General features: G+C 51.1%; 19 protein-coding genes. 13 read left to right on the top strand and 6 right to left on the bottom strand.

The window, feature by feature from the left end; translation table 11 throughout:
* The first annotated feature begins 71 nt into the window (after positions 1–71).
* The 5 genes from DFER_RS17415 to DFER_RS17395 all read left to right on the top strand — a co-directional run bounded on the left by DFER_RS17415 (position 72) and on the right by DFER_RS17395 (position 8707).
* A complete protein-coding gene (locus DFER_RS17415; RefSeq protein ID WP_015812965.1) occupies positions 72–3497 on the top strand; it encodes a transglutaminase family protein in 3426 nt (1141 codons plus the stop codon).
* Positions 3498–3524: 27 nt separating this feature from the next.
* Entirely contained in the window at positions 3525–6077 is a 2553-nt protein-coding gene (locus tag DFER_RS17410) for a circularly permuted type 2 ATP-grasp protein (RefSeq protein ID WP_015812964.1), read from the top strand.
* A complete protein-coding gene (locus tag DFER_RS17405) occupies positions 6067–6942 on the top strand; it encodes a transglutaminase family protein (protein WP_015812963.1) in 876 nt (291 codons plus the stop codon). The genes DFER_RS17410 and DFER_RS17405 overlap by 11 nt, the downstream gene beginning before the upstream one ends.
* Positions 6943–7149: 207 nt before the next feature.
* Positions 7150–8130 carry a pyruvate dehydrogenase complex E1 component subunit beta gene (locus DFER_RS17400; protein ID WP_015812962.1) on the top strand — a complete coding sequence of 327 codons (981 nt, stop codon included), beginning with the start codon at positions 7150–7152 and terminating at the stop codon, positions 8128–8130.
* A 190-nt stretch (positions 8131–8320) separates the two neighbouring features.
* Positions 8321–8707, top strand: a complete 387-nt coding sequence (locus DFER_RS17395) for a TraR/DksA family transcriptional regulator (protein ID WP_041735245.1) — start codon at positions 8321–8323, stop codon at positions 8705–8707.
* Between the two features lie 284 nt (positions 8708–8991).
* Here the strand turns inward: DFER_RS17395 and DFER_RS17390 are convergent, their stop codons facing one another.
* A complete protein-coding gene (locus DFER_RS17390) occupies positions 8992–10212 on the bottom strand; it encodes a metallophosphoesterase family protein (protein ID WP_015812959.1) in 1221 nt (406 codons plus the stop codon).
* Between the two features lie 44 nt (positions 10213–10256).
* Here DFER_RS17390 and DFER_RS17385 point away from each other — a divergent pair, with 44 nt between their 5' ends.
* On the top strand, positions 10257–11084 hold the full coding sequence (locus tag DFER_RS17385; RefSeq protein WP_015812958.1) for a polysaccharide deacetylase family protein: 828 nt from the start codon (positions 10257–10259) through the stop codon (positions 11082–11084).
* Here the strand turns inward: DFER_RS17385 and DFER_RS17380 are convergent, their stop codons facing one another.
* The 5 genes from DFER_RS17380 to DFER_RS17355 form a co-directional block, all read right to left on the bottom strand.
* A complete protein-coding gene (locus DFER_RS17380) occupies positions 11085–12203 on the bottom strand; it encodes an acyltransferase family protein (RefSeq protein ID WP_229206031.1) in 1119 nt (372 codons plus the stop codon).
* Positions 12204–12214: 11 nt separating this feature from the next.
* Positions 12215–12736: a KdsC family phosphatase gene (locus DFER_RS17375; RefSeq protein ID WP_015812956.1), complete on the bottom strand. Its 522-nt coding sequence runs from the start codon at positions 12734–12736 to the stop codon at positions 12215–12217.
* Between the two features lie 64 nt (positions 12737–12800).
* Complete coding sequence (locus DFER_RS17370; RefSeq protein ID WP_015812955.1) at positions 12801–13604, bottom strand: Rossmann-like and DUF2520 domain-containing protein; 804 nt, start codon at positions 13602–13604, stop codon at positions 12801–12803.
* 291 nt (positions 13605–13895) lie between these two features.
* Positions 13896–14138, bottom strand: a complete 243-nt coding sequence (locus tag DFER_RS17360) for a hypothetical protein (protein WP_015812954.1) — start codon at positions 14136–14138, stop codon at positions 13896–13898.
* A 65-nt stretch (positions 14139–14203) separates the two neighbouring features.
* Positions 14204–14908, bottom strand: coding sequence for a 3-keto-disaccharide hydrolase (locus DFER_RS17355; RefSeq protein ID WP_015812953.1), 705 nt, complete (start codon positions 14906–14908; stop codon positions 14204–14206).
* 96 nt (positions 14909–15004) lie between these two features.
* Here DFER_RS17355 and DFER_RS17350 point away from each other — a divergent pair, with 96 nt between their 5' ends.
* The 7 genes from DFER_RS17350 (at position 15005) to DFER_RS17320 (ending at position 20351) form a co-directional block, all read left to right on the top strand.
* On the top strand, positions 15005–15709 hold the full coding sequence (locus tag DFER_RS17350) for a hypothetical protein (RefSeq protein WP_015812952.1): 705 nt from the start codon (positions 15005–15007) through the stop codon (positions 15707–15709).
* A 125-nt stretch (positions 15710–15834) separates the two neighbouring features.
* Positions 15835–16278, top strand: coding sequence for a 50S ribosomal protein L13 (gene rplM / locus DFER_RS17345; protein WP_041736497.1), 444 nt, complete (start codon positions 15835–15837; stop codon positions 16276–16278).
* Between the two features lie 3 nt (positions 16279–16281).
* Positions 16282–16668, top strand: coding sequence for a 30S ribosomal protein S9 (rpsI, locus tag DFER_RS17340; protein ID WP_015812950.1), 387 nt, complete (start codon positions 16282–16284; stop codon positions 16666–16668).
* Between the two features lie 79 nt (positions 16669–16747).
* A complete protein-coding gene (rpsB, locus tag DFER_RS17335) occupies positions 16748–17566 on the top strand; it encodes a 30S ribosomal protein S2 (protein ID WP_015812949.1) in 819 nt (272 codons plus the stop codon).
* Between the two features lie 182 nt (positions 17567–17748).
* Positions 17749–18585 carry a translation elongation factor Ts gene (tsf, locus tag DFER_RS17330; protein ID WP_015812948.1) on the top strand — a complete coding sequence of 279 codons (837 nt, stop codon included), beginning with the start codon at positions 17749–17751 and terminating at the stop codon, positions 18583–18585.
* 133 nt (positions 18586–18718) lie between these two features.
* Positions 18719–19321 (top strand): RNA polymerase sigma factor, encoded by a 603-nt coding sequence (locus DFER_RS17325; protein ID WP_015812947.1) that lies wholly within the window; start codon positions 18719–18721, stop codon positions 19319–19321.
* 97 nt (positions 19322–19418) lie between these two features.
* Positions 19419–20351, top strand: coding sequence for a DUF3078 domain-containing protein (locus DFER_RS17320; protein ID WP_015812946.1), 933 nt, complete (start codon positions 19419–19421; stop codon positions 20349–20351).
* The last annotated feature ends 1 nt before the right edge of the window (position 20352 follow it).

Below are 20352 nucleotides of genomic sequence, written 5' to 3'. Positions count from 1 at the left end.
TAAAGCATTTGTTTAGGATGATTTATTCCGCAGAGCGCCAAATTATATGATTTTATAATTATACTCCTATTATGGCTATAAAAGTTGCTATTTCGCATAAAACAAGATATAAGTTCGATCGGAGTGTTTCACTTTCCCCGCATATTTTCCGACTTCGCCCTGCCCCGCATTCCCGTACGCCTATTGAGGGGTATTCTTTGAAAATCAAGCCGGAGAACCATTTTATCAACTGGCAGCAGGATCCATTCGGTAATTACCAGGCGCGCGTGGTGTTTCCTGAAAAAGCCACGGAGTTGAGCATTGATGTGGAGGTGATTGCTAAAATGCAGGTGATCAATCCATTCGATTTTTTTGTGGAGGATTATGCGGATAAGTATCCGTTTCAATACGAGGCGACATTAGGCAAGGAACTTGGCCCTTACCTCGAACCCCGCGAGGCTGGCCCGCTGCTGATGGATTTTATACAAAAGCTTAACATTCAGCAGGATATCAAAACGGTGGATTTCCTGGTGTATCTCAATCAGGAGCTTTACAAGGCGATCGGCTACAATATCCGCATGGAAGCCGGCGTGCAAACCGGTGAGCAGACGCTTACAATCGCCAGCGGTTCGTGCCGGGATTCGGCGTGGCTGCTCGTGCAGATTTTGCGGCATCTGGGCATTGCGGCGCGGTTTGTGTCAGGTTACCTGGTGCAGCTTACTTCCGATATCAAGTCGCTCGACGGGCCTTCCGGGCCGGAGGCGGATTTTACAGACCTCCACGCGTGGACGGAGGCCTATGTGCCCGGCGCAGGCTGGATCGGCCTCGATCCGACGTCGGGATTGTTTGCCAGCGAGGGCCACATTCCGCTCTGCTGCACGCCTGATTATGCCAGCGCTGCACCGGTGACGGGCGCTACCGACATTGCCGAAGTAACTTTTGAGTTTGATAACAAAGTTTTCCGCATTCACGAAGACCCGCGTGTGACCAAGCCTTATTCCGAGGAACAATGGGCGCAGGTGATGCAGGTGGGTTATGATGTGGAAAAGGATTTGCAGGAAAACGACGTGCGCCTCACGATGGGCGGCGAGCCTACTTTCATTTCAATCGACGATTTCGAATCGCCGGAATGGAACACGGCGGCCGACGGGCCGTTGAAGCGGCAACTGGCCTATGACCTTTCATTAAGACTCAAAAACAGGTTTGCGCACGGAGGGTTGCTGCATTTCGGTCAGGGTAAATGGTATCCCGGCGAGCAATTTCCGCGCTGGCAATATGCGCTCTACTGGCGGAACGACGGCGTGCCGATGTGGAAAAACGATGAACTGGTGACTAAGGAAGGCCAGACGAAATTCACATTCCGAGACGCCGAGATTTTTACCAGCGAACTCACCAAATACCTCGGCCTCGACACCAACAACATTACCCCGGCCTACGAAGATCCCATTTATTGGGCAATGGAAGAGGGTAAGCTGCCGGTGAATGTGGACCCGTTAAAGGTCAATCTCAAAGATTCCGTCGAGCGGCGGACTTTGGCAAAATTGCTAGAAAAGGGCTTGAATAACCCGGCCGGTTTTATCATTCCGGTGAAATGGGACGAGAAAGGCAAGCATTGGGCCAGCAGTGCATGGCAGTTCCGGCGCGGCAACTGCTTTTTGATCCCCGGAAATTCGGCATTAGGCTACCGGTTACCCTTGAAATCATTGCCCGAAATCGCGAAAGCGCATCGTGAGCAGCCGGTAGAGCGCAGCCCGTTCGAGGATTTGCCCGCATTGGCCAATTACCAGCCGATTGTGCAGGCGCGTTACGGCACCGTCGCGCCCGCCTATGAATTGCCCTTGAACGTGCAGCCGGTGGATGAGGATGAAGATTCAGGTAAAAAGAAAGAAGAAGCGCCGCAGGATAACCTGCTGTTTGATATACCAGTTATAAAAACGGCCATTTGCGTGGAGGAACGTGACGGCATTCTGTACATTTTCCTCCCGCCAGCGGATTACCTCGAACATTATCTAGACCTGATGGCGTCCATCGAAGCCACGGCCGAAAAGCTGCAAATGCCGGTGCGCATTGAAGGCTATCCGGCGCCGTCGGATTACCGGGTGCAGAAGCTGATCGTGACGCCCGATCCCGGTGTGATCGAGGTGAATATCCATCCGGCCAAAAACTGGCAGGAGTTGGTGGATAACATCAGCGCATTATACGAGGAAGCGTTTTTCTCGCGGCTCGGTACGGAGAAATTCATGGTCGATGGCCGCGCTACGGGCACGGGCGGCGGTAACCACGTGACCATCGGCGGGGCGAAGCCGGCCGACAGCCCGATATTGCGCCGTCCCGATTTGCTACGGAGCCTTTTGACCTACTGGCAGCATCACCCGGCATTGAGTTACCTGTTTGCAGGCCCGTTTATCGGCCCTACCAGCCAGGCACCGCGTATTGATGAAGGCCGCGATGAGCGGTTGTATGAAGTGGAAATTGCATTTGAACAAATTCCCGAAGACGGCGAAGTGCCATTCTGGATGGTGGACCGCATTTTCAGGAATTTGCTCGTGGACATTACCGGGAATACCCACCGTTCGGAGTTTTGTATGGATAAACTCTATTCGCCCGATTCTTCTACGGGCCGGCTGGGTATCCTCGAATTCCGGGCATTCGATATGCCGCCGCACAAGCATATGAACCTCGTGCAGACGCTGCTTATCCGCGCGCTGATCGCCAAATTCTGGAAACAACCTTATAAGCATAAGCTCATCCGCTGGGGCACCGAGCTCCACGACCGCTTCCTGCTGCCGCATTTTGCTTACCTCGATATGGTGGATGTGGTGAACGACCTCAAAGCGGCCGGCTACAACTTCGACATTTCGTGGTTTGACCCGTTCTTCGAATTCCGTTTTCCACATTATGGCGGCATTACCGTTGATAACATTCAGCTGGAATTGCGGCTGGGTATTGAGCCATGGCATGTTTTGGGAGAAGAACTGTCGAATGCGGGCACGGCGCGGTTTGTGGATTCTTCGCTCGAAAGGTTACAGGTAAAAGTGAGCGGATTTGTGGAGGGAAGGCATATTCTGGTCTGCAATGGCTGCCGGGTGCCGCTGCGCAGCGCGGGTATTAAGGGCGAATATGTGTCGGGCATCCGGTACAAAGCCTGGAACCCGCCATCGGCATTGCACCCGACGATCGGGGCCGATGCGCCGCTTACTTTCGACATTGTCGATACCTGGAATAACCGTATATTGGGCGGCTGTACCTATTTCGTTTCGCACCCGGGCGGTCGCAGTTTCGATACTTATCCGGTGAATGCATTCGAGGCCGAATCGCGCAAAATCAGCCTTTTCCAGGGCTTTGGGCATACGCCATCGGCTACCCGGGAAGTGCCGGTGGTGGAGAAAAACGACTCGGGCGTGTCGCGGTTTGTGGCTGAAACGAAGAAGGAAATGCGCGCCGATACACCCATCGAGCTCATCAACCCCGAATATCCGAATACGCTCGATCTGCGCAAATTCTGGAAATCGCGGTAGATTTGCAGTATAACCCTGATTTTGAATATGCTTACCGAGGCTCCTGTGAACCTGTTACGATCTTACCAAAGCAGTCTGACGTCGTATGACGAGGTGCTGGACACCAACGGGAGCTTGAAACCGCACTGGCAGGCACTTTTCGCGACGCTGGAAAAGCTGGGTATCCAGGAGCTCAAACACCGGAACCAGGACATTATCAGTAAGTTGCGTGAGAATGGGGTGACCTACAATGTCTACGGAAGCCCGGACGGCATGAACCGTCCCTGGCAGCTCGACCCGATTCCGTTCCTGATCGAGCACCGCGAATGGCACGGCATTTCGAAAGGCTTGCAGCAGCGCGCCGTGCTCATGGACCTGATCCTGAAAGACCTTTACGGCCCCCGCCACCTCGTGCGCGACGCGGTGGTTCCCGCCGAGCTGGTTTTTGAGAATACCGGCTTTTTTCGTCCCTGCATCGATGTGAAAGTGCCCGGGCCGCGCCAACTCACATTATTCGCCGCCGACATGGCCCGCGGACCCGACGGCCAGATGTGGATTGTCGACAACCGCACGCAGGCGCCTTCTGGATCGGGTTACACGCTCGAAAACCGTATTGTGATGAGCAAGCTCCTGCCCGAGCTGGCCGACGGCATGTATGTGAGCAAGCTCTCACCTTTTTTTAACAGCATTCAAAATACCGTGCTGAGCCTTTCCGACAAGAGCAAGGACGCACCGAATATCGTTTACCTCACGCCCGGACCCGGCAATGAGGCCTATTTCGAACACGCTTACCTGGCCTCGTACCTGGGTTACACGCTCGCACAGGGCGACGACCTGCTCGTGCGCAACGGCAGCGTTTGGCTGAAATCGATCGACGGCCTGCAAAAAGTAGACGTGATCGTGCGCCGTATCGACGACGATTGGTGCGATCCGCTCGAACTCCGCGAAGATTCGCGCCTCGGCGTGCCGGGATTATTGCAGGCGATCCGGCTCGGCAATGTGCAGGTGATGAACCCGCCGGGATCGAGCGTGCTGGAAAATCATGCGTTTCTGGCGTTTATGGAGAATGTTTGTCAGTATTTCCTGGGTGAAAAGTTAGTTATGCCAAACGTCGCCACGTGGTGGTGCGGGCATCAGAAAGAGCTGAATTACGTGCTCGATCATATCGACGAGCTGATTATTAAAAAGGGCAACCGCAAATCTAAATTCAGTTCCATTTACGGTCGCACGCTCACGCAGGCGCAGAAAGCGGAACTGAAAGCGATGATGATCGAACGGCCGCAGGATTTTATCGCGCAGCAGGAAGTGAGCCTTTCCACCACTCCTTCATTGATCGACGGCGTGATCGAGCCGCGCTATGCGGCACTGCGGGCATTTATGGTGGCTGACGGAGATGGCTACCACGTCATGCAGGGCGGGCTCACGCGCAGCTCGGCGGTAAAGGACCGGTTTGTGATCTCCAATCAGCAGGGCGGGTTTTCGAAAGACACGTGGATTGTTTCCGACAAAACCGATGAGGTGCAGGAGCGTATTGTGCTCAATACGCCGGCTGCGGTGAACAAGCACATTTCACTACCCAGCCGGAGCGCCGAAAACCTGTTTTGGGTAGGCCGCTATTGCGAGCGGACGATGGCGGTTATCAAGTTTATGAACATTACCATTAACGTGCTGAACCTCGACCGGAATTTCGGCGGATCGGCCAAGCAGGAGCACATTAAAGTGCTTTTGCAATCGCTCACGCACGTTTCGTCTGCTTATCCGGGCTTTCTGGATGGGGATGAAAAGCTGAATGATCCTTACAAGGAGATTATCGCATTGATCTCCGACCATTGCCGGGCGGGCACGGTGGCTTCCAATATCGGCTCGTTTCTGAATGCCGTGGGCGCAGTCCGGAACCAATGGGAGCTGGAAATCTGGCGGATCGTGGACCTGATCGATAATGGTTACCATGAGATCCGCAATGCGTCGCATATGAACAGTACGAATATTCAGCGCACGCTGGATGGGCTCTTCAACGACATGTTTACGTTCCTGGGTGTGATTGCGGAGAGCATGCCGCGGGATAACAGTTATCTGCTGCTCGAAACGGGCAAGCTGATCGAGCGCATATTGTCGAGAATCAGTGTGATCCAGTCGAATTTCGGTGTGGGGCGCAATGCGGCGGTGGAGAATGAGCTCATCGAGGCGACGTTGATCAACCACCACATGCTGGTAAATTACCGGCAGATCTATAAGTCGCATCTGAGCGTCGAAGCGATGCTCGATATGATCTTGCTGGAACCCAGGCTGCCGTATTCGCTGGCCTATATGCTGGATGAATTAGGTAAAAACCTGGCCGCGTTACCGACCACGACACGTGGCGAAAGGCTGAGTGAAGCGGAAAAGCTTGCATTGAAAGCATCTACGCTAATCAAACTGGCCAGCATTCAGGAGCTTACGAAATGCAATGGTGCCGATGAGCGTGCGGAGCTTTTCAGTTTGCTGGCGGAAGTGGCGAGACTGGTGAGTTCCGTGTCAACCTACCTCACCAACCAGTATTTCAGTCACACCTTGATACACCACTCTTTCGAACCGATGGACTACGATACGGATGAAGTATAAGCTGATCCATAAAACCCAATACAAATACGCGGAGGCTGTGAACAATTATCACAGCCTCGTATGCCTCACGCCGCGCATGCTACCCGACCAGCTTTGCCAGGATTTTAGCATTAAAATTACCCCGGAGCCGGCGCAGATTACCGAACGGGTCGATTTTTACGGAAATACCACGCATTATTTTTCCCTGCATTCGCCGCACAAGACGCTTACGGTGCTTACGACGGCCATTGTCGAACGTCTTTCTGAAAGCACGGGCTCGCTGTTCATTCCGTCGTCCGTAACGAGCGGGGAGGCCCGGGAGCGGCTCACGGGCGACCGCGCCACGAAAATCTCTGTTTTGGAATACACATTACCCAGCCCGCTCGTGAAATGGGACTCGGAGATTCAGGCATTTGCCGCAGATTGCTTCGACGATAGTGCGCCGTTGTATGAATGCATTGCGAAGCTTTGCAGCAAGATTTACACGGAATTTCAATTCGTACCCGACTTTTCGACGGTAAACACGCCTATCAAAGAAGTACTGGCGGCTAAAAAGGGCGTCTGCCAGGATTTTTCGCACCTGGCCATTGCCTGCATCCGCAGTTTCGGCTTCGCGGCGCGCTATGTGAGCGGATATCTCGAAACATTGCCGCCGCCGGGGAAGCCCAAGTTGCAGGGCTCCGACGCGTCGCATGCCTGGATCTCGGTTTTTATCCCCGATTACGGCTGGTGCGATTTCGACCCGACGAACAATGTCGTGCCGGGCGAGCGCCATATCGTCACCGCCTGGGGCCGCGATTACAGCGATGTGCCGCCGCTGAAAGGCATCATTTTCAGCTTTGGGAAACACACACTTGCAGTCGAAGTAGATGTGATTCCCATGTAACAGCAAATTGTGGTGCGTTTGCCGCGCTTTTTAACAGAATGGTTCCGGCAAAGAATTTGAGAATTGGCCGGTGTTGCCTAATTTTACCAGATCATTTTGAAATAAGTATACAAAACCTCTTTTAATGTAACCGCGCAGGTCGGTCTGTACCAGATGCATTGATGCTGCGGTGGTTTCTTCTAAGAATTAATAATTATCGAATTACGAATGAAAGAAATAGCATTTAGAGATGCCATTCGCGACGCTATGTCGGAAGAGATGCGCCTTGACAAGAGTATTTTTTTGATGGGTGAAGAGGTTGCGGAATACAACGGTGCTTATAAGGCGAGTCAGGGAATGCTCGATGAGTTCGGTCCCGACCGCGTGATCGATACGCCTATCGCGGAGCTTGGCTTTGCGGGGATTGCGGTGGGCGCTGCCGGAAACGGCCTCCGTCCGATCGTCGAGTTTATGACATTCAACTTCTCGCTGGTGGCGATTGACCAGATCATCAACAGCGCGGCTAAGATTCTTTCGATGTCAGGCGGCCAGTACGGTTGCCCGATCGTGTTCCGCGGCCCGACCGGTAATGCAGGTCAGCTTGGTGCACAGCACTCGCAGAACTTCGAAAACTGGTTTGCCAACACGCCCGGTCTGAAAGTGGTTGTTCCTTCGAACCCTTACGACGCAAAAGGTTTGTTGAAATCGTCCATTCGCGATAACAACCCGGTGATCTTCATGGAATCGGAGCTGATGTACGGCGATAAAATGGCTGTTCCCGAGGAAGAATACCTGATTCCGCTAGGTAAGGCCGATATCAAACGTCAGGGTAAAGATGTTACCATCGTTTCTTTCGGTAAAATGATCCCCCGCGTGGTAATGCCTGCGGTGCTTCAACTGGAAAAAGAAGGTATTGACGTGGAAGTGATAGACCTGCGCACCGTTCGTCCGATCGATTATCCTGCGGTGATTGAATCAGTTAAGAAAACCAACCGCTGCGTGGTGGTGGAGGAAGCGTGGCCTCTGGCTTCGATCTCTTCGGAAATCGCTTACCACATCCAGCGCAATGCATTTGATTATATGGACGCGCCGGTGATCCGTGTAACGAGCCGCGACGTGCCTTTGCCATACGCGCCAACGCTGATCGAAGAGATCCTGCCTAACGTGAAGCGCACCATAGACGCCGTGAAATCGGTGCTTTACAAGTAATCCTCAGAGAACCAAAGCAAAGCCAATACCGAACCAGGTTTTGGCTTTGTTGGTTATAGCCCCTGATGTCAGTGTTAGTAAGTTTCTCATTTGAAAGTGGTTATTAATTAAATACTATTCCGAAATAGGCAGAATACTAGTACTTTTGTGCTTTGAACGCTCCTTGATGTAGACTAACAAATCAATTCAGATTATGCAAGAAGAACGAACAAGATATTCAGAGGAAGAATTAAAGGAGTTTGAGGAGCTGATTCGTGGGAAATTGGAAGCGACAAGAAGTGAGCTCGAATACATTAAAACAGGACTGAGTAAAAAAAACGATAGCGGCACGGACGTAACAGCCGGCGCAGCAAAACTGGTAGAAGATGGCGCCGACGCCAGCGAACGCGAAAACCTGAGCCAACTGGCCGCACGCCTTCAAAAATATTCCGTACAGCTCGAAAACGCCCTTATACGCATTAAAAACGGCACTTACGGCGTTTGCATCGACACCGGCAAACTGATCCCGAAAGAGCGCTTGCGCATTGTACCCCATACACAGCAGACAATCGAAGCGAAGCTGAAACGGGCTAGCTAAGATTTAATTTTACAAACAGGAGAGAGCGGGTTATTCCAAACGGAGTAGCCCGCTTTTTTGTGGAAAAGTTTTGGATAGATGGTACGATTGAGGTGCGGCCACAGCGTGGCCTCCTGCATGTAGCAAAGGTGACACTACACGAGATGCGGTCTCCATAGGAGACTCCTAGCGGAGTCGGATGGCGGGTTTGCAGGCGCGTTTCGCTATAAACAGGAGGCTCCTAACGGAGCCGGCGCGATGCCGTGGAGTGCCGTTGCTATAAACAGGGTGCTCCTCCGGAGCTGTCATTCTGCTTCGCTGCCTAGCACTTCTCGGAAGACTTCCATTAGGCCGTTCGAAGGTTCTTGGCCTTTGTTTTTAGATTTAAAATACTCCTGAAACAACTTCTCCATACTCAAAGACAAATCCACTTCCGACGACGTATCGGCTACTTCACTTTTCTTAATCTGCGGAATAATCTGGATAATGCCGGAATGCGCTTCCATCAGCCGCTTTTTATCGGATGCTTCGAGATAATTATCCGAGATAATGGTCAGTTCTATCAAATCTTCCGAATGCTCGCCTAGCCATTCAATGGCTTCATCAATGCTGTGAAAGCTTTTGCGGCGCAGCTTTTTGCCTTTCAAAAGCTCGATAGGCGTGTAACCGACCAGTTTTCCGGCTTCGGCTTCGATTAATATTACATACTTGTTCTGATTCGCTTCCGAAAAGCTGTAAGCCAGCGGACTGCTGGAATATACGGCCGGGGCGGGCACCTTATCTACCTGGTGGAAGCGGTGCAAATGGCCTAATGCGATGTAATGCACTTGCTTCGGGAAGTTCTCGGTGTAAATGGCCTGGGCGCCGCCGATATGCAGGATCGGACGCTCGTCGTCGGGCTCTTCGGGCATTTCGCCGCCTTTTTGCATGACGAACAAATGCGTGGCTAGCAGGTTGAAGCCATTATTGTCCAAATGCTCGTCGGCGAGCTGCTGCCAATGCTGCTGCAAGTGAATGCGCAATGCTTCTTCGGATTCTTCCACGCCGAGGAACGTTTTGAGGCGCTGCTCGTTCGCGTAAGGCGTGTGCAATACGCGCAGGGGAAATGCGGCATTGGGTAGTTTGATTTCCAGGAAGCCGGGCGCGGTTTTGATAATATCGACCTGCCCCTGCGTGCAGAATGGCCTGATTTCCGTATTGGGAAAACCGACGAACAGAATGCCGCAAACCTTCGCCAGTGCGTCGGGGACCTGGATGCGTTCGGGGGAATCGTGGTTGCCGGCGATGGCGATCACGGCCCGGGTGCCGTTGGCAGATAACCGGTGCAATGTGCTGTACAAAAGCTCGGTCGCTTCGGACGACGGGTTAAAGTTGTCGAACAAGTCGCCCGCGATCACGATCGCGTCGACGGCCTCGTGTTCTGCTATTTCGCAGATTTCGTCCAGGACAAGCCGTTGTTCTTCGAGGCGGGAAAAGTTATCGAGCTTTTTGCCGATATGCCAGTCGGCGGTGTGCAGTATTTTCATCCGTGTCATTAATTTAGCGAAAATAACAGATCATTTCCGAAGTTTTGAAATACATTAAAATCGCTTCGCCGGGCTCAAACGCATTTCTTTGGTTACTTACGGCCGTGGTCGGCAGCGCATTCTGGGGCTGCGGCAGTCCGTTGGGCAAGCCCGGTGCAGGCGGTATTGCCATCTCGTTCGACGATCATTTCATCAAAGAATGGTACGAACTAAGGCCGTTGTTTCAGAAATATAATGCCAAAGCGACCTTCTTCATCACCTGTCCCGACAGCCTGCAAGCCGAAGAAGTTGCAATGTTGAAACAATTGGAAAAAGAAGGGCACGAAATAGGCTTCCACGGTACAGTACATGCCAAATCCACGGAACTCATGGCCGCCGGTGGTCCGAAAGGCTACATCGAAGCCGAGCTCGAACCGGGACTGCGGCACATGCATGCGGCTGGTTTTAAACCGGTTTCTTACGCGCATCCGGGTGGCAACCACAACGAGCGTGTGGATTCGGTGTTGTTAGCGCAAGGTTTTACGACGCTGCGTGATGTGGCTATTTCGAGACGAAAGTTCAAAGGCTTCCAACTCTACGCCTGGCCGGCGCGGTGGATGAATGCGATTTATTATGCATTCGATGGCGCGCAAAAAGTCGATGCGTTAATGATCGATTATGACGAGGTGACCGAAGAGGAAATCGCCGAGGCGATCAAAGAAGCGAAGGAAAATGGCACTGCATTAATGGTTTTCGGGCATGAGCCGTTGTACAGCGCGCCGCAGAATGGCAAATATGGTTTTAATGTCAGCTTTCTCGCGGCGGTTTTGCGTGAGGCGCATGCGCAGCAATTGAAATTCTACACGATGTCGGAACTGCCGAAAGTGAAATAGCTAGCGGCCGAACTTGCGGTCCTTGTAGGCGAGGAGGGGTTTTTCAATATAGTTAAAAGAAAAAGTAGCCACTGCCACGGAAGCAATATAGCTTACCGCATACAATACAACTTGGTAACCGGCATCGCGCCAGCCCGGCGCGTACATTTCGAAAAGATTGATAATCACTACAATTACCGCCACATGGTAAATGTAGAGCCCGTAGGAAATCTTGCCCAGATGATCCATGACGGGATGCCCCAAATGCACGATCGTCTTCGGATTGCAGGAGACATTCAGCACAAAGAATGCGAAAAAAAACGCGTATACTTCCAGGAAACCAAAGAAATGTACGCCTGAAAAGAACAGCACCAGCAGGATGGTGTAGGCAACGATCTGGACATCTTTCCGGAAAATGAAACCGAGGAATTTCAATTTGTCATTGTAAACCAGCCACGCGCACAAGCCGCCCAGCGCCATCGTCTGAATGCGGAACTGCCCGAGGAATGTCGTGATCATGGATGTGCGGGTTTCTGCCGATGGATCAGCCATTTCCAGCCCCAGATAAAGCAGGCCAGCCGTTAATGCCAGGAAGAGAATCAGGATCGGAATGCGCTTTTTCGGGTATTTGATCAGCCACGGCCAGAGGTAGTAAAACTGCTCTTCCACGCCGATCGACCATGTTTGCGCGCACCAGTAGGGCAGGTCGTAAAGGACGAATGCGTAGTTGGGCAGCACCAAAAGCAACAACGTAAGCCGCTCGGGCAGGTCTACGGTGAGCTTTTCTTCAATGCCCGGATAATCGAATATCGGAAAGTGCGGGAAGACGAAGAACGATAAGCCGACGATCAGGAAGTAAATAGGCCAAATGCGGAATACGCGGCGCAGATAGAACTTTTTAGCATCCACATTACCGAACCGGCCGCGTTCTTCGAGGAGCAGATAGGTGATCAGAAACCCGCTTAACACGAAGAAAAGCCCTACGCCAAGCCTTCCGGCATGCTGGATAATGGGCCAGTCGTAAATATTGGCAATGTGCAGTGCGTGCTTGGCTTGTTCGAGGTGGTGAAATACCACCAGCGATGCCGCAATGGCACGGATACCGTTCAGATTCGGGAAATAGCGCTTTTTCTTATCCACCACCGAGCTCGTTATTCAAACCAGGCCATCCATTTTCCCTGTACTTTCATCACCTGTTCGATGAGGTCGCGGACGGCACCGCGGCCGCCGTTTTTGGGAGAAATATAATCGGCAATGGCCAGGATTTCGTCGGCGGAGTCGGCCGGGCAGGCGCCCATCACGCTTGTGCGCATGACCTCGTAATCGGGCAGATCGTCGCCCATGAACACGATTTCGTCTTCGGTGAGGCCGGTTTCGGCGAGGTATTTTCTGAAAACAGGCAGCTTGCCATCGGGCGATGTACCAATGAAAATATCGGTTACGCCCAGGTATTCGAGCCTTTTACGAACGCCTACCTGGCTTTGCGCCGAGATGATGGCCACGCGGTAACCCATTCTGATCGCCCGATTGATGCCGTAGCCGTCGCGCACGTTGAAAATGCGGGGCTGCTCGCCGGTTTCCAGTGCGATGACGCTGCCGTCGGTCATGACGCCGTCGATGTCAAAAATGAAGGTGGTAATGCGCTTGAAACGTTCCGTAAGAGTCGAATCCATGAATAGCCGAATTGTGAATCCTGCAAATATAGCCTAACTTTTTTCGCGACGGCGCGGCTTCCTATTATTTTGAAATGTAGAGGTTGCGGATCTTATCGGTGAGCAGGCGGTAGATTTCGGTATAATCCTCGTTGGTTTCCTGTAAATATTCGAGGTGCCGGGCGGTGGTTTTCCAATCGCCGCGCCGGGCCGGGCCGGTTTGGCCGATGGACGGATCGTCGGAGAGCATGGCTTTGTAAATCGTCGTTTGAATGAGCGGTTTTAACAGGTCGAAGCTGATCTGCTCACGTTCCAGCAGATCGTGCGAAACGGTGAGCATGTAGTTGGTGAAATTGCTCGCAAATACGGCGGCCACGTGCAGGATGAAGCGCTCGTCGGAATCCATGCGGGTCACATTTTCGCTCACGCTGGAAGCTAGCTGCATCAGTTTCCCTTCAATCAGCTCACTGCGCGACTCGATACAGAACGGCAGCTCGCTGTATTCCATTTCGACGCCTTTGGTGAATGTCTGCAATGGATAAAACACGCCCGTGTGGACATATACGTCGCTGTAAATTTCCACAAGTTTCTGAAATTCAGCGAGCGAGCGCGTGCCGGAGGTATGGACGAGGATCACGCCTTCGGGCAGCACAATACGTTGGATAATGCTTTCAATGGCATCGTCCGTAACGGCGATCACGATCAGTTCGGCTTCGCTTTCCGAGAAATTGAGGTCGGGCTGGATGTTGGTATCATATAAAGAAGACGCCAGCTGACGCGCTTTCTGCGTGTCGCGGCTATACACCTCGCAAATCCAATGCCCCGCATCCTCAAACGCCTGCGCCAGATGCCAGGCCACATTACCAGCGCCAATGAAGGAGATTTTCAATTATCTATCCAATTTTCCAGCTGAATGCCAGCCAGGTTTGCAAAATCTTTTGTGTTGCGGGTCGCCAGGATAAGGTCATATCGTAGTGCGGTGGCACCGATTAATAAGTCAAGGTCACCAACAGTCCGACCACTTTTTCTTAGTCTGGCCTTTTCTCTGGCATAAATTGAAAAGCCCGTAACAGCGGGCAAGGTTTGCAATTAATACGACCAATTTGACGAACCTTGTTTTTCAAATCAAAGTGTCCTTTCAGATAGTGTATGCAAATATTGGTATCTAATAGATATTGATTCATAGTTCAACGTCCCGTGGTGAATCATTTCGACTTGAATAAATCATCTTTACAAGTTCTTCCCCACTTTCCTCACCTTCCCAACTGCCAAATAAGCTGTCTAAAAGAGCGTCTTTGTATTCATTGCTCTCCGCAATATCTTCGACTATGATCTTCAATTTTCTATCGCCAAAAATTTCCTGAACCGATTTTATAAAACGGTTATCGAGATCGGATGAATTTACCTGAAATGTTTGTTGCATGGCCTTTTCAGTTTGTTATTATGCTAATATAATATTTTGCCTGCACATAACCCATTCAAGTATTCTCAATGCACCACCGGCGCGACCTGCTCCGGCGTGGTGATGCCGCCCGGTAGCTCCATGATGCGCATGTTCCTGAAATGGATCTCGGCGCCTTCGGCTTCGAGGCAGATGTAGCCTTTTTTGCGCTCAGAGGCGCGGAGGCCGTTCACGAACTTCCCGTTGACGGAGAGTTTTACGGTGCCGTCCACCGCCACAACCACATATTTGTTCCATTCGCCTTTGCCTTTGCAGCGCTTTTCGAGGGATCTGCTGCGGATGCCGCGCGGGTTGTCGGGGATGGCCGTCATGCCCATGGTGGGGAAGAGTTCGCCGTGGACGTAGTCGTCGGTGGCGTTGTGCTGGCGGGCGTAGTCGAGTTCGAGCATTTGGACTTCTATGGCCTTCGTGAGCGGGTCGTGCTCCTGGGGGGTGCCTTCGCTCCATATAAATACGCCCGAGTTGCCGCCGGCTTCCATATGCTTCCATTCCACTTCAAGGATGAAATTTTCGTACTGCCGGTCGGAGCGCATGACGCCGATGGGCTTTCCGGAGCAGATCAGCGCGCCGTTTTTGACTTTCCAGGTTTCTTTGGAGGTATTTACATCCACCCAGCCGTCCAGGTTTTTGCCGTTGAAGAGCGGCACGAATTGAAGTCGGTCGTCCGTTTGGGCCAGCAATTGAGGTTCCGGAAACAGGAAAAGTAGCAATATAGCCGCTTGCAAACGCATAAGGCGCGATTTCTTCCGGGGATCAGTTAATATTGTAAAAAAGAGTTGAATCATCGATCTGCTTATCAAATTCATCATCTAACTACGGGTTCAGCAATGAAAATTTTAAAAGTACTGGTTCTGATTTTATTACTGAATAGCCTCGCCACACACGCGCAGAATCGTTCTCCGATCGCAGCCAGTGTGGATGTCGGAACGGCCTTTGGCAGCGACTCCTGGGCACCTTCGATCGCCTACCACGAGGAAATCGGTCCTCAGAAGCTCCCGTGGCTGCGGCTTGGGTTGGGTTTTCGGGCGTGGGGATATTACGGAGGGCGCACCAACCTCGAAACGGCGCGCAACCAAGGTTTTAAGGATTATCTCGAGTATCGCGACGTATCGGTGAACGGACTAAGCTTCCTCGCAGGCATCAGCCTGAGTTTCTGGAAGTTCGATATCGGGGCCAATACCGATCTCCTGGCGCTTACGTACGGCACGCGGCGCCACGGTTTTTACGAGAAATCCATCCCGGAAAAGCCCGGCACCGGCTCTCCTTACTATAATACGTGGCTAAGTTCGAAGCCAACGCTTTTTAATGCATTGCCGCTTGCCTTGCGCGACAATACCGGGCAGTCGGAGGCATTCGTGCGGTTTAGGGCCGGAAGGACGCTGGGTATCAAGCTGGGTTATGTGTACGGAAGGGTTACTTACACCAACCGGAAGATCAACGATGTGAACGTTTACCTCGATAATAAACAGCGACATGTGAGTAAAGTTTACGGCCTTCCGTACGCTGCGCTGGCATTCGCGGTGGGGCATTGACAAATGAATTTCACAAACATACTTGTAATTCAATTTGTTAAACTCTATATTTGCACTCCCATTTTGCGATGGACTGTCTTGTTACAGTGTAAATTATTGAAAATCAATTTAATTTTTTGTTAATCGTGGATACGTTAAGCTACAAAACCATCTCGGCGAACAAAAACACAGTAAACAAGGAGTGGATTGTTGTGGATGCTGAAAATGCAGTTCTTGGTCGTCTGGCCAGCGAAGTTGCTAAAATTATCAGAGGCAAACACAAGGCAAGCTATACTCCTCATGTGGATTGTGGTGATAACGTTATCGTTATCAACGCCGATAAGATCAAGTTGACAGGTAAGAAGATGTCGGACAAAATTTACGTTCGTCACACCGGCTACCCAGGAGGTCAACGTTTTCAGACTCCTCGCGAGTTGCTCGAAAAACACCCTGAGCGTGTGATCGAGAAAGCCGTAAAAGGCATGCTTCCAAAGAACCGTTTGGGACGTCGTTTATTTACAAACCTGTTTGTTTACGCTGCCGCAGAACACCCGCACAGCGCACAGCAACCAAAGCAAATCCAATTGTAATTCATGGAAGTGATCAACACAATAGGTAGAAGAAAAACAGCCGTTGCGCGTATTTACCTTACACCAGGTAAAGGCGACATTAAAGTAAACGGTCGTGATTACAAAGAATATTTCCCATTTGAAGTTCACCAGATCGTGTTGCAACAGCCGTTCGCAACAATCTCCGGTGGAAATGGTTACGATATCAAAGTAAACGTAAGAGGTGGTGGAATCTCAGGCCAGGCGGAAGCGATCCGTATGGCGGTTTCACGTGCACTGGTTCAATACAACGGCGAATTCCGCGGCGCATTGAAAAAAGAAGGATTCCTTACCCGTGACCCACGTATGGTTGAGCGTAAGAAATACGGACGCGCTAAGGCACGCAGAAGATTCCAGTTCTCGAAACGTTAATATTTCGTCCAGACATTGCTTATCGTGCCCGATGCATTGTGCTGCGTAATTTCAAAATCATTATTAATCAAATTTGGCAATGGCACAAATAGAATATAAAGAACTATTGGATGCAGGTGTCCACTTTGGTCACCTTACCCGCAAGTGGGATCCACGGATGGCTCCGTATATCTTCATGGAGAAGAACGGGATCCACATCATTGACCTGAACAAAACTTTGAGCTGCCTCAACGACGCGGAAGCTGCGTTGAAACAGATCGTTCGTTCAGGACGTAAGATCATGTTTGTTGCTACTAAAAAACAAGCGCAGGAAATCGTAACGGAAGAGGCAAAACGCCTTAAAATGCCTTACGTAACCGATCGCTGGTTGGGTGGTATGCTGACAAACTTTGGCACGATTCGCAAGTCTTTGAAAAAAATGCAGACTCTCGAGAAGATGCTGAAAGACGAAGCCACGGTTAGCAATATTGCGAAAAGAGAACGCCTGATGCTTACACGTGAAAAGGAGAAACTGGAAAGAGTACTAGGTGGTGTAGCGGACCTTACTCGCCTTCCAGCGGCACTTTTCATCGTTGATGTAAAACGCGAGCACATTGCGGTTGCAGAAGCAAAAAGATTGAACATCCCTATTTTTGCGATCTGCGATACCAACTCTAACCCTGAATTGGTTGACTTCCCTATCCCATCTAACGACGATGCTTACAAAGCGATCTCGTTGATCACCCTGGCGATCGGTAAGGCTATCGAAGAAGGTTTGATGGAACGCAAGCAAGATAAAGACGATCAGCGCCTGGTTGAGGAAGAAGAAGCAAAACGCGCAGCTGACAAAGGTGACGAGGCAGCTCCTCGCGCCGAAGTTGCGGCAGAAGCAGAAGTTGCTGAATCCGACGAAGAGTAAAGGGCAATATGGCGTAGTTTGCAAATGACTCGCCATAGTTGACATATACGGTAGCCCATAGCCTCTTGCTATGGGCTACGTTTTTTTAAAATTCTCCGAGATGGAATTCCTTAACCAATTGATAATCTCCGGTTAAAGGCCATTTCAATACAAAACATTAATACATAATATTTATCACGATCATGGCAATTACCGCACAAGATGTAAACAAACTCCGCCAGATGACCGGCGCGGGCATGATGGATTGTAAAAAAGCCCTGCAGGAAGCAGATGGCGATTTCGACAAAGCCGTTGATATTCTCCGTAAGCAAGGACAGAAAGTTGCCGCAAAACGTGCCGACAACGCTGTATCGGAAGGAACTGTTCTGATCAACATCAGCGCGGATGGTTCAAACGGCAAACTGGTTGCCCTGGCTTGCGAAACAGAGCCTGTTTCTAACGTGGAAGATTTCAAAACGCTTGCGCAGAGCATTCTCGACAAAGCGGTTGCAGACAACATTTCCGACAAAGACGCATTGCTTTCGGCTACCTTGGCTGACGGCCGTCCCGTTAGCGAGCACATGATTGAGCTGACTGGTAAATTGGGTGAGAAACTGGAAATCGTTGGTTACGAAAATGTCACTGCCGACAAAGTGGTTCCTTACATCCACTCAAACGGTAAACTGGGCGTGCTCGTGGCATTCACAGGCGTGAATGGCGCAGACGTAACTGAACTGGGCAAAGACGTAGCAATGCAAATCGCGGCGATGAAGCCTGTTGCATTGGATAAAGACGGTGTTGACTCTGCTACCGTTGAGCGTGAAATCGAAGTAGGTAAAGAGCAGGCTCGTGCAGAAGGCAAGCCTGAGGCAATGCTTGAAAAAATCGCTCAGGGTAAATTGCAGAAATTCTATAAGGAGTTTACGCTGCTGAACCAGGAGTTCGTGAAGGATTCTTCGCTGACTATCCGTCAGTTGCTTGAAAAAACCGGCAAAGAATTGACCGTGTCTACCTTCAAACGTATTTCGATCGGCGGCTAAGCCAACTCTTAATAAATATATTGACGACGCCTGGTATCTAATTTGGATACCAGGCGTTTTTTGTCATATTTACAAAAAGTTAAATGCAATTTAATTTTCAACACACGCTATCGGCGGCATTTCATCAGGCAGAATGGTCGAAATACGGAGCAATTCCTGTTCGGAGCATAATTCGACAGACGAAGAACTAGTTAGGCTTTTCCTCGAATCAAGGGACAATCGTCATTTCCAGAAACTTTACGAGCGCTATGCCGTGAAGGTCTACCAAAAGTGCGTTGCACTCACCAGGGACGCCACGCGGGCGGAGGATGTCATGCACGATGTGTTTCTGAAACTGATCGGTAAGATGAACACCTTCAAGACCGGCGCCAAATTCTCCACCTGGCTTTTTACCATCACCCACAATCATTGCATGGACCTCGCGCGCGTGAGCAAGCGCAGGGTGATCCTCGTGCCCGGCGAAACTTTCGAAGCAGGGGAAGAACTGGCGGCAGCCAGCCTGGACGACGTTTTCCGGGAGGAAATTGACCTGGGCACGTTGAAAGAGGCCCTCGACCAGCTCGACCTCGCCGAAAAGGCCATGCTCTACCTTAAGTACCTCGATAACCGGAGTATCCGCGACATCGCGCACATGTTCCAGACCACCGAAAGCGCTGCCAAAATGCGGTTGTTGCGTGGCCGGAGAAAGCTCCGCATGTGGTATTGTAAGCTTTCCGAAGGGGACGATTTTTTTTAAAACCTCAAAAATTGCTTTACTTTAAGCGTTCCCTCCTCATTTGCTAGTCTGAAAAGATGGAAAAATCAATGAGTATGGTCCACTAAACACATTAACGATGAGCCAAAAACTTCAACGTACATCCTTTATTGCTCTAACTTTACTCGCGCTTCTGACATTCCCGGTTCTCGCACAAAACAAGGTCGATCTTTCCAACTCGATCAACTCCGGCCGGCTGAAAACCGCTAATGACACTTCCTGGCACAAAATCGAATTCGGGGCCAACCTCAACCAGGGATCGTTCAGTTCCAACTGGACGGGCGGCGGTGTCAATTCCATTGCATTGGGCCTTTTCCTGAATGCATTAAGTGAAAAGAAAAAGGGCAAGAACTCATGGCGGAACGACTTCCAGGGGCAGTATGGTATTGTCCGCAACAAAGGCCAGCAAAGCCGCAAGAACGTCGACCGGATTTTTTTCGACACCAAATATAACCGCGAGCTGACGGCGAAATGGAGCCTTTTTGCCAATGTGAACTTCCTGTCGCAGTTTGGAAACGGTTATGAATACAACACCAACCCCGATTCACTCAACTTCAAAAAGAAAGTTTCGGGCATTCTCGCTCCCGCTTATCTGACGGAGGCCATCGGTATCGAGTACCGCCCGGTTCCGTATTTCTTCGTGGACCTGGCGCCGGGTGCATTGCGGCAAACGATCGTGGTCGACAAAGACCTCTACGTGAACACGCCCGACCAGAAAAACTATGGCGTGCCCATCGGCAAACGGGTGCGGACCGAAGCGGCGCTGATCCAGCTCGTGGCCAACTTCGATAAAGACATTGCGAAAGACGTAAACCTGAAATTCCGGTACCTGCTGTTTTCGAGCTTCAAGGAACCGCTGAACATAGATAACCGGCTCGATGCCCAGCTCACGGCGAAAATCAACAAGTGGGTCAACGTGAACCTGGGGGCCATTATGGTATACGATGAGGACCAGAGCGATAAGATCCAGTTTGCTCAGGCACTCAGTATCGGATTTTTGTTTGCTTTTTAAT

Origin of the sequence: Dyadobacter fermentans DSM 18053, from assembly GCF_000023125.1 — a bacterium.
Lineage (GTDB): Bacteria > Bacteroidota > Bacteroidia > Cytophagales > Spirosomataceae > Dyadobacter > Dyadobacter fermentans.
The sequence above is the reverse complement of the archived record's forward strand: the minus strand, read 5'-3'. Positions and strand labels throughout refer to the sequence as shown.

What these genes read in the sequence shown, in the direction of transcription:
- DFER_RS17325 (WP_015812947.1), top strand. Translation starts at nt 18,719, where the DNA reads ATGGTCGAAATACGGAGCAATTCCTGTTCGGAGCATAATTCGACAGAC.
- DFER_RS17355 (WP_015812953.1), bottom strand. Translation starts at nt 14,908, where the DNA reads ATGCGTTTGCAAGCGGCTATATTGCTACTTTTCCTGTTTCCGGAACCT.
- DFER_RS17360 (WP_015812954.1), bottom strand. Translation starts at nt 14,138, where the DNA reads ATGCAACAAACATTTCAGGTAAATTCATCCGATCTCGATAACCGTTTT.
- DFER_RS17375 (WP_015812956.1), bottom strand. Translation starts at nt 12,736, where the DNA reads ATGGATTCGACTCTTACGGAACGTTTCAAGCGCATTACCACCTTCATT.
- tsf (WP_015812948.1), top strand. Translation starts at nt 17,749, where the DNA reads ATGGCAATTACCGCACAAGATGTAAACAAACTCCGCCAGATGACCGGC.
- DFER_RS17415 (WP_015812965.1), top strand. Translation starts at nt 72, where the DNA reads ATGGCTATAAAAGTTGCTATTTCGCATAAAACAAGATATAAGTTCGAT.
- DFER_RS17410 (WP_015812964.1), top strand. Translation starts at nt 3,525, where the DNA reads ATGCTTACCGAGGCTCCTGTGAACCTGTTACGATCTTACCAAAGCAGT.
- DFER_RS17390 (WP_015812959.1), bottom strand. Translation starts at nt 10,212, where the DNA reads ATGAAAATACTGCACACCGCCGACTGGCATATCGGCAAAAAGCTCGAT.
- DFER_RS17350 (WP_015812952.1), top strand. Translation starts at nt 15,005, where the DNA reads ATGAAAATTTTAAAAGTACTGGTTCTGATTTTATTACTGAATAGCCTC.
- DFER_RS17400 (WP_015812962.1), top strand. Translation starts at nt 7,150, where the DNA reads ATGAAAGAAATAGCATTTAGAGATGCCATTCGCGACGCTATGTCGGAA.
- DFER_RS17405 (WP_015812963.1), top strand. Translation starts at nt 6,067, where the DNA reads ATGAAGTATAAGCTGATCCATAAAACCCAATACAAATACGCGGAGGCT.
- DFER_RS17320 (WP_015812946.1), top strand. Translation starts at nt 19,419, where the DNA reads ATGAGCCAAAAACTTCAACGTACATCCTTTATTGCTCTAACTTTACTC.
- rpsB (WP_015812949.1), top strand. Translation starts at nt 16,748, where the DNA reads ATGGCACAAATAGAATATAAAGAACTATTGGATGCAGGTGTCCACTTT.
- rpsI (WP_015812950.1), top strand. Translation starts at nt 16,282, where the DNA reads ATGGAAGTGATCAACACAATAGGTAGAAGAAAAACAGCCGTTGCGCGT.